Origin of the sequence: Bacillus sp. AFS002410, assembly GCF_002556365.1 — a bacterium.
Classification (GTDB): Bacteria; Bacillota; Bacilli; order Bacillales; family Bacillaceae_G; genus Gottfriedia.
In genome coordinates this window covers 1-14153 of sequence record NZ_NUEU01000017.1, presented here as the reverse complement: position 1 = coordinate 14153, position 14153 = coordinate 1, and the positions used below count along the sequence as shown (strand labels likewise).

The following is a 14153-nucleotide window of genomic DNA, read 5'->3' as shown; positions in this document are numbered from 1 at the left end:
TTTTTTTATTATTAATAAATTCGAACTATATAAATTGTTCCAATAATGAAATCACAACTTTTTTACTATACTTCAGAAATAAAATTTTACATGGTTATAAAAAATGATGAATCCCCTATCCTACATTCAGATCAAGGGTGGAATTACAAAATGAAACAATATCAGTATCTACTTAAAGAAAATAAAATCATCCAAAGTATGTCCCGAAAAGGTAACTGTTTAGATAATGCAGTTATGGAGAACTTCTTTGGTTTATTAAAGTCTGAATTATTTTATCTTCATGAATTTAAGAGTATAGAAGATTTTACTTTAGAATTAGAAAAGTATATCCACTACTACAATCACAAACGAATTAAGACAAAATTAAAAGGATTGAGCCCTGTACAATACAGGGTCAAATCCTCCCAAGCAGCGTAATTAAATTATGTGTCTAACTTTTTGGGTTCACTTCAATTTTTTATCTTGTGGTTTTTTTACTTTAACTACCTATATATAGTGCTCATTCTTTAGATTTCCTCATTACTGCTCTAAAAAAAACATGTATCCAAAGTCGAATACATGCCCAAAGACTACCCATTTCGAAACTATTAATTAATTAAACTACTTACTTTCTAGCTCCGTCTTTTCCAACTCTATATTTGCCTACTTTACCATTTACTGCCATAGCGCCAGATTTGTAGAAGTAGTAATATTTACCGTTTATTTTTTTCCAGCCATTAGTAAATTTTGAGCCATCGCTGTTTAAGTAATACTTTTTACCGTGTAGTGATAACCAGCCCTTTTTCATTGCACCGTTTTTATCAAAATAGTAATATTTACTATTAATTGATTTCCAGCCATTGCTAAATCTTGAACCATCGCTGTTTAAGTAATATTTCTTACCACTTACCGTTAACCAACCAGTTTTCATTACTCCATATTTATCGAAGTAGTAGTTTTTACCGCTAATTGATTTCCAGCCATTGCTAAATCTAGAGCCATCGCTGTTTAAGTAATACTTCTTACCACTTACTGTTAACCAACCAGTTTTCATTACACCGTTTTTATCGAAGTAATAGTTTTTACCACTAATTGATTTCCAGCCATTGATAAATTTAGAGCCGTCGCTGTTTAAGTAGTACTTCTTACCACTTACTGACACCCAACCAGTTAACTTAATACCAGCTTGATTGAAGTAATATGTTTTTCCACTTACCGTATACCAGCCAGTTACTTTCTCGCCTTTACTATTTAAATAGTAAGTATTTTTACCATCGTTTAACCAACCAGTTTGCATGTAGCCATCTTTATTAAAGAAGTACCACTTGCCACTAACATTTAACCAGCCAGTGTGAAAAGAGCCGTCTTTGTCCGCGTAAATGTATTTAGTTCCAACTTGTTTCCAAGCGTTACGTAATAGACCTGATTTAGCATCAAAGTATGCTTTATCATCATATAAGTTGAAGACACCAGTTTGTGCTACACCCTTAGAATCAAAATAGAAGTAGTTATTACTTTCTGGAACAAAAGTAACATCAGTCGCCATTAAACCGCCTTCTTGGTCAAAGTAATAGCGTTTTCCATTTAAATCTAACCAACCTCTGTGCATTTCGCCAGTTTTTGGATCAAAGTAGAATGTAGATTTCCATGTGTAATCATCTTCTGTTTGTTTTAATTCTAAGAAGCCTTTGTGCATTTTACCATTTTCGTCGTAGTAGTAAACTTTATTATCATCATTCACTACCCAACCAGTTGTGATTGGAGCATCTTCACGATTAATTACTACTTCCTTCACTGTTTCATTTCCAGCAAGGTCAGTCGCTTTTAATAAAACTTTATTTTCGCCTTCTTTTAATGGAACAGTCACTTGATAATCCTTATTTAGTGGCGTTAAGACACTCACCGGATCCTTTAATGGAACTTCGAATTCATGGTTTTCACCAACGTAGAATTCTAAGAAGTTGAAGTTATCTTTTAGATTCACATTAAATGTTACATGATCTACATCTTTATTTACTCGAGCTGGTGCATCTACATTAATTTCAGCAGCTTTTGTATCAACGTAAATATGACGTGCAATCGAGAAGCTTTTGTTAGCAAGGTCTGTTCCTTCTACTTGAACAGTATAATGACCATCTTGATCAAACATTAAAATTGTTGAATAGTTGTAGTGTCCAGTTTCTGGATCAAAAGTAAATGGAACTTCTTTTCCATTAACTTTAATTGTTTTAATACCAATTTCGTCTGTTACGAAACCTTTAACTGGAATTTTGTTATCGCTATAAGCTCCCCATGGTTCTGGTGAGTTTGGAACATAGCCACCAGCACCATCTGATGTACCGTCAGTGATATATACTAATGGAAGGTCTACGTCGCCAATTGCTGCAGTATCTTCTGCTGCATTACCAGCATAATCCATAGCAACTACTTCAATTACTGATTTATCTGGAGCGGTAACTAAATCATATGAAGATTTTGTTTTATCAGTTTGTCCAACAAGATTTCCATTTACGAAGATATAATACCCTTCAACCCCAGTTCCTTCATCCAATCCATCCCAAGTAACAACCTTCTTATCTGCATCGTAAGTTGCATGAATACTTGGCGCATGAGTATCAACATAGACCGGGATCTTCTTAGACTGCCATTGTGCACTTTCATAGCCAATAACAGATTTAATCTCATAACTGTATAAACCGTCTGGAACGACTTGACCATTTACTTTACCATCCCAAATAGTTGCATTGCTATACTTTAGTATGTCGCCGTTACCATTGTTAAAGGTATTTTTTGTAACATCAGATTGGGCACTTAAACGGCGAAGGAATTTACCATCTTTGTCAAGGATATTATATTGTACTTCTGATGCATTTCTTAAGAATGAAGGAACTGCATTGATATTATCATCATATTGATCCTCGTTTGGTGATAACGCATAATAATTCTTTCCAGGAACAGAACCCCAGAAATAATTATCGTCATCTCGTGTCATGTCCTTTGCATCTGGGCCATAAATAGGTTGTAAATCGAAATAACGATTTTCACCAAGATCATTGAAACCATCCACGATTGGAAGGCTATCCCACTTACCATAGAAGCCTACGTATGGGGCCGTTAAGTTGGGATGACCATCGGTACTAATAAGATTTACAGAACCTTCAACAAAAACGTTACTATGAAGATCTGCAAGTATCTTCTTTCCACTCTTATCAAAACCTGGAATTTTTGCATTTGTTAAATCAATTTTAACAGTGAAATCAATGGATTGACCTGCTTGAACTTTTATCGTTTCAGGAGCATCTATTTTTATACCTTCAAATGCCCCTGCTTGAAGAGCATTGCGATCAGCTCCATTAGTTTGATAGAATTCATCTGTTAATGCTGTTGTATCTACTTTATATTCTGCATCTTTATCAGAAATGTTTTTAGCTGTGAAAGTCATTGAAACTTGCTTAGATTGGAAATCCTTCAATTCGGACTTTGCTTCACCAGTTAACTTGTTAAAGAAGTAAACAGGTGTTGTAACAGCATTTTCAATTTGCATCATACCAGCACCTTGACGGCGTGGAGAGTATGGATGACCATCTAAGTCATTAATCACTTTCGCAGTATTCATCAACAAAACTTTTGCCAAGTGAGTACGTTCACTAACATTTAACGAACTAAAATGTTGGTTATTTTTCAGATACTCTTGTACTAATGCCGAACCACCAGCTACATGTGGAGATGCCATTGAAGTACCACTCATCACTTCATATTGATTATTATTAACCGTGGATAAGATATTTCCACCAGGTGCAGTGATTTCAGGCTTTAATTCAAGGCTAGGAGTAACTCCCCATGAAGTAAAGCTTGTCATACGGCCCATTTCAGCGTCTTCAGTTCTCTTTGTTTGGTTCACATGCATTGTTCCTGGACTTGTAAGTGCATTAGCTAATGTTAAACCTTCTGCACTTATGTTAATAAACATCATTGGAATATCAAAACCGCCTAGGTCAGCGTATTGAACTCCGTTTGTCGCATTCCATACGATAATACCAACCGCACCGGCTTGAGCTGCATACTTCGTCTTTTCAGCAAAAGTAAGTGAGCCACGAGCCACAAGAACAATTTTGCCTTTAACATCTACACCGTTATAATCATCTTGTGTACCTAATTTGTATGTTCCATTAGGATTTTTTCCTAGATTAACTATTGGTAAGTTTCCACCAAATTTGTCTGATAGTTTTTTCCAGTCATCGATCCCTTTACCTGTAACATTAATATCGTTTCCATCAAGCGTTATAGCATGTTCATAAAGGTAAGCTTCATTTCCAGAAGCAGCTACTGAAATCGTATCTTTGTTTAGGCCAGGTGCTCCTGTTACACCGATATCAGGGTTTTGAGTAAAAGGATCGTCCCATCCGTAACCAATTTGATCCGAATTACCAGAAGAAACAGCGCAAACAATACCATTGTCAACTGCACGAGTAATTGCAAGGTCTTCCGCACTATTTGGTTCATAAGAAGATGCCACAGAACCAAGACTCATATTTAAGACATCAGCGCCTAGTTTAATAGAGTCATCGATTGCAGCTAAATAAATATCAGACCATGTAGAACCATAGCTTGGGTCATTACTGAATACCTTCATCGCAAGAACTTGTGCTTCCGGTGCAACCCCTTTAACGCCGCCGTTTGCTTCATCACCGTTTGCTGCCGTAATACCCGCTACATGCATACCGTGCATTGAAGCACCAGGTCCAAGATCCGTAACTATACTGTTTTGGTCAAAATAATTATAGCCATATGGAACCTTGTCAGTATAGAAATGACCTGGTAATGATTTATCCTGTACAAGTTGAGCTACTTTCTCTTTTGTTAACCCTTCTTTTGAATGATCAGTTAATTTAAAATCACGGTGTGTAGGATCAATTCCTGTATCAATAATGGAGATAACCATACCTTTACCATCGTATCCTGTGTCTTTCCAAGTTTCTTTAGATTGGATAAATTGATGACTTTTCGTCATATCTGGAGTAACCTGCTCAGAAGTAGGACGATTATATTCGTTTGCTAAATAAACATTTTTTACACCTGAAGTAGCTTCAATTTTTGCTACATCACCAAATTCAACTACACCGCTGAAACCGTTAAATACAGTTGAATATTGCTTCGTATAATTAATGTTGATTCCTTTTTCTTGTAATTTAGATTTTACCGAACTTTGTTGGCTCGCTACTTTTGCATAAAGACTAGCCTTTTGACGCTCAGGTAAGTCCTTAAATATTTCCCCTTGTTTTGTTGCGTATTCAATTGGTGATTGGCCCTCCACTTCAACGATGACTCGTACTTTATCTGATGCTTTTAAATTTAATTTAGTATCAGTTACTTTGTTTTTGTACTGTTGATTCTTTGAATCCTCTAATTGTCTAATTTGTTTCAACTTTGATGTTAAATCACCTGGTCGATAAGAAGCTGCTAATGCTGGTGAAACCATAGCCAAATTAGAAAGCGCAAGAGCAGATGCTAAGGCATATGTAGTTATTTTACGATTCTTTATGTTGTTCATTTCCCAGTTCCTCTCAAGAAAATTTAAGTGAATAATAAGATAGATTAATAGAAACATTTTTCAAAATAACTTTATCAGTTAAATGAAGCCATTCGAGGTATATCGACAGATTCAGGATGTATTTCTCAATCAAGAACTCATCGAATTGATCCCAAAAATTTTTCCAGTTCCCCTTAGATATCTCCTTTCAGAATTTAAAAGTGTAGAAAGCTTACTAACGACAAGCGATAGCATTCTTAATCAAATGTAACGAATTCATACTATATCAACTTGATCATCGCCGTCAAACGAGTTTTTTTAATATTCTCTTTAACTTGAATATTCAATAATTATTAATGAAATTGAGAATTTTTATTGTTATCTTTAATTCTGTAACACAATTAATCACTTTTAAGGAGATGCATACGGAAAAACAAAGAGTCATTTAATTTAAAAATTACGGGAAGCTTCAATCCCAATGCAAAACCTTAATGTTAAGATCATAGGATGATTTTTGGAATCCACATAATATAAGATTTTGAACGGATATGATTTACTGAGTGGATGGATCGTAATCTAGATAAGAAAATTCTGCTTCTTTTGACACATTTTTGAATGAGGATATTTTTTAAAGTAGTTAAAATATAGTGGTATTTATTAAAATAAGAGTTACCCAAGTAACCCTTAAAACTAAACTAACCCATGCAATTATAATAAAGTCAGTGAAATTTTTGTTCAATGAAAAAGTAAGTTTCTAAGAGGAAGCGGGTCAATTATCGAAATAAAGATACAATTCATCAAGGAATAGTTTTGACTTAATTATTAAAGTGGATGAACATGATCGATTAACTTAGCTGTACAAGAACGATAACTACTATTAGAAAAAAAGCGTTCAATTGACGTCTTTTTTCCTATTTTATTTAAATTTATTGATTGTATCCCTATCTTTTTAAATGCTATTTTTTAGTTCTTTGACAAATTCCCTTGCCCCAATATAATACGTATTCTGTGTTTCCTTTGCTTGGTTTTCCCGTAATACTACTTAATAATAGTTCTAATACGAAAGAAGCTTAGGGGTAAAAAGTAATATCAAATAACCCTAAAGTAGCTTTGTATACTTTAGGGCTTTTTTTTATCCTCTGGAACACTACTAGCTGATTCCTTTACTTTCCAATTTTCAATCCTCAATGAAATTTTTGTCTATAATCATAAATTTGAAATTATATGGTAAAAATAGGGACATGATTAAAGCTAGGCAATAAAAGTCCTAGGAAGGAATGAAACGAAATAAAATGAATCGTAAAATAAAAATAAGTGATTTTCAATTACTTTGTATGATTTTTATGTTTGAGTTAGGTGCTCCAATACCAATTGAAATCTATAAAAGAGCTAAGCAAGATACTTGGATCAGTTTAATTTTGGGACTTGTTATTGGTTGTCTGTTACTTTATGTGATTATTAAGTTAAATTCATTTTTCCCAGAAATACCCTTTACAAAATATATACAACATATTTTAGGTAAATACATTGGTAAAGTATTAGCATTAATTTATATAGTATATTTTATTTACTATGCTGCTCTTGTTCTACGTAATTGCGAAGATATACTAGTAGTGACTTTATATAGCAGTTCATCACTTATTTCTATCGGCATATTAATGATGCTCTTAATGATGTACGCTCTTTATAAAGGCTTTGAAACATTTGCACGAGCAAATGAATTTATGTTTTTTGTTTCACTATTTTTTATTTTACTTTTTATTGGATTAGAGATGATTTCTAATATTATTAACTTTAATAATTTAAGGCCTGTTTTAGAAAATGGTTGGGAACCAGTATTAAAAGCCACTCCTTTATTGGTTTCAAATCCCTTTGGAGAAATATTTATATTTACTATGATTTTGCCGAATTTAACTAATCAAAAGAAAGCAATAAAGGTAGGAATATCATCTCTATTATTGTATGGAGTCATAGTGACTATACTTTCAATATTAAATATTTCAATATTGGGTGTTTCAGAAATAGAAAGAACTATCTATCCATTTCTTACTTCTGTTAGTTATATTAATATTGCAGATATTATTCAAAAATTGGATACTTTTCTTGTAATTCTTACAGTATATAATTTCTTCATAAAAATTACGGTTTATTTCTATTGTGCTGTTTCGGGATCAGCCGAGCTATTTGGAGTGAAGAGGAGTAGTGATTTAATCTATCCTATTGCAATAATAGTGTTAATTTGTTCATTATGGCTAGCGCCGAACTATATAGAACAGCGTATAAAGACCTCAGAAATAGTACCATTTTTATTACAGTTACCACTTCAAATAGTAATTCCTGTTATACTACTTATAATAGTTCTAATACGAAGGAAGCTTAGGGGTAAAAAGTTGGTAAGTAAAAGTGTTTGATTTGAACAATTCATACCATATATATTTTTTAAAATAATGATAAGATATATAAATGGAAAAGACTCAGTTTACTAGTTATTATCCAATAACCCTAAAGTAGCTTTTTATACTTTAGGGCTTCTTTTTATCCATTGGAACACTGATCGCCGACTACTTAAGAAGTGTAATTAAACTTCAGTTAATGTATGCTTTAGGTTCATTAATGAAATCAATAAAATCTAACTTATCTACTATTAACTTCATACGCGGTTCTAATTCCTGCTTCAATTGCACCTTGCATCCAGCCTGGTGTAGTTGATGAATGAGATCCAGCGAAATGAATTCTCCCTTCTGGCGTACTAATAAATTGACCTAATTCTTTTATCTGGTCTGGTTTAAACATGACAAATGCTCCTCCGGAATAAGGAAATTCATTCCAATCATGTGAGTAACCTATTAAGAACTCTGAAAACACTTCATTTCCAAATATATATGAAAGATCATTCAAGGCAATTTTTATTCGTTCTGCTTGTGTCATATTGTTCCAAATACTAGAGTCATCTTCCCATGTGTAGCTTGCTAACATAATCCCTGTATCAACAGACATCCCGGGTCCATGACTTGGAAAATATGAAAACTTAATTGGTAGATCAGTAGTTAATTTCCCACCATTTATTCCATATTTTTCCCAAAATCTCGTTTTAAATTGAAGAGCTATTTTAGTTGAATTTGCATAATGTATCTTCCTAATAACTTTCCTTTTATCATATGAAATTGACTCAAATGGAAGTAAATCTACAAAATTCAATAAAGAAAAAGGAATTGTAGAAATCACAAAGTCGCTAGACAGTTGATGCTCAGTATTTAGTATTTGATTTTCAGTATAAATTGTTACGTTTGATTCATTTTGTATAATTTTTTTTACTCTTTGATTCGTAATAATGTCGTCTTTAAGTTGTGGTAAAAATCCATTAATAAGATGATCAGTCCCACCTGAAATTTCATAAAGTTTTAGATCTTTTGTTATTAGTATTAAAACTTCCCTTAATATGGCTGTAAATGCAAGTTCAGAAAATCCTTCTAATCCAACAAACGTTTCAATTAGATTAACTGCTTCAGTTGATAGTGATACACCAACAGGGTTATATTTTAAAAAGTTTGCCATTGAATAATGATCATACAATTTAATAACGATATCCCAATTCTTTACTGGATCTTGATTAATAAAATCAATAACTGGATCAACTCCTAATAATAGTAACTCTAATGCCGTTTTTCCTTTTTCGCTTGAGGAGACCTTAAAATTTAATTGGTCTGGATTAGCATTATAATTTTTTTCATTTGTTAATACGTTATTAATATAAATCAGATCCTGAGGGGTGCTATTAATGAATTCATTAACTTGCAAATTAAATTTTTTTATATATTCAAAAACTAAATAGTGAAATGAAGGTATACGCATTGCCCCAAGATCTATATATTGATTATTAATAAAAGGTTCCCTTTTTGTGTAAATCCTCCCCCCTATTCTGTTATTTGATTCGATTATGGTAACACTATGCCCAGCTTCTTTTAGGAGTGAAGAAGCAACTAGACCAGATATACCTGCACCTATAATTGTAATATGTTTAGGTGAATTCGTTTTTTGTAATCCATTTTGAATTATGTATATCATTTGCTCCATTGAAAGTAGTAATTTTTGAATCAAAGATATCACCTCATCTTGAAATATAATAGCTACTAATAAAATATTATTCGTTTACGGGTTTAAGTAGAATTTCAAAAAAGATTAATTATCCTGATTCAAAATATAATTCAACTGATATGTACGAAACTGTCAACTCACCATACCTAAACGCTTCTAATTTTTTGTTTTTGTCTGTTTTTAGCCAGACTTATTCTAAGACTACCAACTTAATTTTTCATTCTAACTAAGTCTGTGAATAACCATTCTTTTAAATCAGAATAGAAGCCTTTATTTTCAAAGATAAATAATATTTGGGACTGATTTGGACAAGAGATTTACAAATAAACTCATATTCAAAAAAACTAAAATTCTTATAAAAAATACATTGTTTAAAATGGCCTCTAGTAAGGGATTCCAAAGTGTAACCGTCTAGGAAATAATTAATGAGGCAGATATTAACCGTGCAACCTTTTATTATCATTATAAGGATAAGTTGGATTTAATCGAGGAAGTTGAATTTGAAATACTTGAAGGGCTTATTCAAGATCTAGTCATTCCAATGATGGGTTGATAGATCTTTTATATAAAATTCTATTTTTGATTCCGTCAACGAAGTCTGTGCAATACTTTTCATAAAGAAATGTATTGACTTAAATAATAAAGTGGATGAATATGATCGATCATCTTAGCTTTACAAGAACGAAAACTACTAATAGGAAAAAAAGCGTTCAATTGACGTCTTTTTTTCCTATTTTTTTAAATTTATTGATTGTATCACTATCTTTTTAAATGCTGTTTTTTAATTCTTTGATAAATTCCCTTGCTTCCGGTGTTAAACCTTTCTTTTCTAAATAAATAAGCCAGAAATCTATTTCGAATAAGTTTTCTTCTTTTAAAGGCACAATCTTAATATCTCCGTTCAATACCATTGGGCGATTTTTAATCGTAAAATCATGAAGATATAAGATAGTTTGACTTTCTTTTACCAATTCAAATAAAAGGTTAATTCTATTTGACGTCAGTACTATATTTTTAGGATCCATTTTAGCAATTTTTAATAGCCTTTTATAGTCAGAATTTTTATACACTACTGTTTTTGCATGTATTAAATCTCTAGGGGCTACATAGTCCATAGAATAAAACGGAGATTTTTTACCAACAGCAATACATATGTGACCTCTATGTAAATGTTCGAACTTAATATTTCTTTCTTTTTTTAGTTCATCAATTGTTGCTGATATAAATGCAATGTCATAGTTATGTTTATTAAAATCTTGAATAATATTTACTGGGTTTTGCTCGACTATTTCGATTGATATATCCTTATGATCCATATTAAATTTCACCAATAGCTCTTGAATCAAATAAGAAAAAGTAGGGGCGGTTAGAATTTTTAATTGTGATTTATTATTACTTTTATAAATATCAATCTCTTTGTTTAAATCTTTAATGGTCTTTAGTAATATCATTGCTTTTGAAATTACTATTTTCCCTTCAAAAGTTGGAGTTACTCCAACTTTTGAACGATTAAATATTTTAATACCAAGCTCATTTTCTAATTGTGTAATTGATTGACTCATTCCTGATGGAGATATAAAAAATTTTTCAGCTGCCTTTGTAATAGACTTTTCATTTGCAATTGTTATAATGTACTCCATTTGTTCAAAATTCATCTTTTCACCTCAGCATTCAGCTTTTCTCATTTCTACTATCTTATATATTAGTTAAGAAAAGTTGAAGATACAATTTATTGTTAGTTTAATCTGCAAAACAATAACCATTCATCGGTTTAAAAACTAAACTTCAGTTAAGTATTTCTTCATAATGTTTACCATTTTTGTAAATGTACTAAATTTATCGTATATTGTAAAATTTTATTAATACGTATTATAAAATCTCTATTTAATTAATTTTCTACCCTTATCAAAATGAGAATATTCAAAACTCGCCAAAGAGTAAATAGTTTGCAACTTAAATTACTCTAAAATTCAACAAACATGAAGGGAGGAATTAGTTATGTATGAGGGTAAAATAATAAAGTTCTATCGAGAAAAATACAAACTAACACAAGAACAATTAGGTAAAAATATCTGTTCCATTACTCATATTAGTAAGATCGAATGTAATCGAACAACCTTTAATAATGAAATCATAAATATATTATCCGAGAGACTAGGAATCGTGATTGATGTTGAAATAAATAAATTAATCAATATTAAACATCGCTTAACACAATGGAATGATGCAATCATTATGCAATTAGCAGAAGAAATCGAACAAATCAATAGTGAATTAGAACATGAAGAATTGCTCGCGATTTCAGACTATATCCACTTATATCATTTACTTCGCGTTAGATATTTTTTAATTCATAATAATACTCGTGAAGCGATAAAAATCATAAAGAAAATACAAAAATTAGAGAACGAACTAACAGATTATGAATCCAATCTATTAAAACATGTTTTAGGAATTTATTATTTAAAATGTGAAGATCATATTAAAGCAATTCAAACGCTAAAACAAATCCAAATTGAGGATTATAAAAATCCAGAATATTACTATCACTTAGCGATGGCATACCATACAATTCAATCTCCAGTTTTGGCATACTATTTTGCAGAAAAATCGCATAAATATTTTAAAGATATTAATAACTATCTTAGAGTTATAGATGCTGAAATGATTATGATTATTCAAGTTACTGAAAACAGTGATTATGAAGAAATTATTACTCGTTTTAAGAGTTTAATCAAAAGCTGTGATATATGCAATGCTCCTGACCGAAAAGCCAAATTACTTCATAACTTAGCTTATGAGTACTACAGAAGAAAAAACTATGATCAAGCTAGGTTGCATTATAAGCAATCAATGTCCCTTAAAGATCCAGAATCTCCTAATTATTTACTTTCTTTGGAAGGATATATTCATACCTCTTTTAAAGGTGAGCTTATTCCAACAAATGAATTAATTCAACTTGCTGAAGATGGATTAATTATTGCGATTCGAATTAATCAATTATTGTATATTCATCTTTTTAGACTAATCCTTTATTTACTTAAATCGAAAGAAAAAGAGTACTTTAAATATTTAGCTAACAAAGCATTACCAATGTTTAATACGTATGGTTACACTTATTTAATTCAGCGATCTGAAAAAGAACTTTTTAACTATTATTCTAAAATAAACTTACCTGATAAAGCATTGGAAATGGCAAAATTAATACTTGTTACTTAAGTAAAAGCAAGAATACATAATGTATTCTTGTTTTTTTCTTAAGATTGAAATGTATTTTTCAATATAATTATCTGGTGAAAATTATATCTAATTAGTATACCTGATTTTTTTTATTTTTATTTTTATGTTGATCAATTAATTATATTTGCTTACCACTTTTTATTACTTAATTGTGATTGAACGTTTAACTTTCACACTTGCACCTGCCCACTTGGCCAACAGAATATAATGTATATTCTGTTTTTCATTTGCTTGGTTTCGATAACTTTACAGTAAATGTTCCTTTGTTGAAACTTTTACTTTCGCTACTACTTTATTACCTTTCATGACAACAATCGTCGTGTACGATCGTAATTTGATTTATGATGATTTGTGTTCGGTCCTCATTTTGACCTTTGATTGCGTCCCAATTTAAACTATTTGACTTCGTTTTCGCAGTTGACTTCTTGTTGTACCGAGTGATACCCTACTTAGTACTTGTTGTTTGGTATCTCCAAACTGTTTTCTTGACTAACTGACATCTGACTCGCGCTAAGCGCACTCAATGCGAAACAGTTCTACCCTTCATCGAACAATCACAGAAACATTTTTGTCTACTCGATGAAATTCATCAGATGTGAACTTTGACATATTCTCAATTGTTTTTTCTCATTCTCTATCAATTGCATTGAGAATGCTCTTTTTACTTTGTTCATCGAGTATGTCGATATCTTCTTTTGTTAAAGTTGGTGTATTTGGATTGCCATCTTTCTGACTGACAACAATATCCTGGTCGGGCTTACGTTTTTTATTCGAAATCGAAAGCTATTGTTTCGTTTCCTCGGTATGTACAAACGACATGTTTGACATTACTAAACCGAAGAGAGAAACATAAGTCATTCCTTGTGCAAATCTTTTTCTTATTTTCATACTCCCCCTCCTTAATTAGTCAATGAATTGTAAATTCTATGCTCAAACCCTAACCAAATATTTAAGTATTAACCATTTTGTTAATTCAGTAAATATAGTTTAATTTTACTTGAGATCGACAAAATCGTAAATTGGGGTAATATACAACTTTTTATTTCGACTAATCTCGACAATCTTTTAAAAATAACATGCATAATTTAGCGAATAAGTTTTTTACGTATTATAAGTTATCAAATTAGCAATATTTTAGATTTTTTGTCTTTAATTGACATAATTCATTTGGGCAATTTTAAAGATTTTTATGAAAATATCAAGTAAAAGTGTGTATTCCATTTTTTTACTCCATTTATCTAATAAAACTCTAAGTCATATTCAATCATTTTCTAAATTACATACTCAGTTATAAATGTCAACATAAGTA

Annotated in this window: 6 protein-coding genes and 1 pseudogene; 4 read left to right on the top strand and 3 right to left on the bottom strand. The window is 31.3% G+C overall.

The window, feature by feature from the left end; all coding sequences use genetic code 11:
* Positions 1 to 111 precede the first annotated feature (111 nt).
* Positions 112 to 417 (top strand): annotated as a pseudogene (locus CN692_RS12030) (IS3 family transposase); the annotation flags it as partial.
* 187 nt (positions 418 to 604) lie between these two features.
* On the opposite strand, the gene CN692_RS12025 reads toward CN692_RS12030, so the two are convergent.
* Complete coding sequence (locus CN692_RS12025; protein WP_179874427.1) at positions 605 to 5530, bottom strand: S8 family serine peptidase; 4926 nt, start codon at positions 5528 to 5530, stop codon at positions 605 to 607.
* A 1256-nt stretch (positions 5531 to 6786) separates the two neighbouring features.
* Between CN692_RS12025 and CN692_RS12020 the strand changes: the two genes are divergently transcribed.
* Positions 6787 to 7920: a GerAB/ArcD/ProY family transporter gene (locus CN692_RS12020; RefSeq protein WP_098119405.1), complete on the top strand. Its 1134-nt coding sequence runs from the start codon at positions 6787 to 6789 to the stop codon at positions 7918 to 7920.
* Positions 7921 to 8143: 223 nt separating this feature from the next.
* Here CN692_RS12020 and CN692_RS12015 read toward each other — a convergent pair whose 3' ends face one another.
* Entirely contained in the window at positions 8144 to 9607 is a 1464-nt protein-coding gene (locus CN692_RS12015) for a flavin monoamine oxidase family protein (protein WP_306659902.1), read from the bottom strand.
* 415 nt (positions 9608 to 10022) lie between these two features.
* On the opposite strand from CN692_RS12015, the gene CN692_RS27180 reads away from it, so the two are divergent.
* Positions 10023 to 10157, top strand: a complete 135-nt coding sequence (locus tag CN692_RS27180; protein WP_098119444.1) for a TetR family transcriptional regulator — start codon at positions 10023 to 10025, stop codon at positions 10155 to 10157.
* 214 nt (positions 10158 to 10371) lie between these two features.
* Here CN692_RS27180 and CN692_RS12005 read toward each other — a convergent pair whose 3' ends face one another.
* Entirely contained in the window at positions 10372 to 11259 is an 888-nt protein-coding gene (locus tag CN692_RS12005) for a LysR family transcriptional regulator (protein ID WP_098119404.1), read from the bottom strand.
* A 343-nt stretch (positions 11260 to 11602) separates the two neighbouring features.
* Here CN692_RS12005 and CN692_RS12000 point away from each other — a divergent pair, with 343 nt between their 5' ends.
* Positions 11603 to 12823 (top strand): helix-turn-helix domain-containing protein, encoded by a 1221-nt coding sequence (locus tag CN692_RS12000; protein ID WP_098119403.1) that lies wholly within the window; start codon positions 11603 to 11605, stop codon positions 12821 to 12823.
* Positions 12824 to 14153: the final 1330 nt, after the last annotated feature.

Bases quoted from the DNA above. Each gene is read 5' to 3' on its own strand.
- CN692_RS12025 (WP_179874427.1), bottom strand. From the start codon at position 5,530: ATGAACAACATAAAGAATCGTAAAATAACTACATATGCCTTAGCATCT.
- CN692_RS12020 (WP_098119405.1), top strand. From the start codon at position 6,787: ATGAAACGAAATAAAATGAATCGTAAAATAAAAATAAGTGATTTTCAA.
- CN692_RS12005 (WP_098119404.1), bottom strand. From the start codon at position 11,259: ATGAATTTTGAACAAATGGAGTACATTATAACAATTGCAAATGAAAAG.
- CN692_RS12000 (WP_098119403.1), top strand. From the start codon at position 11,603: ATGTATGAGGGTAAAATAATAAAGTTCTATCGAGAAAAATACAAACTA.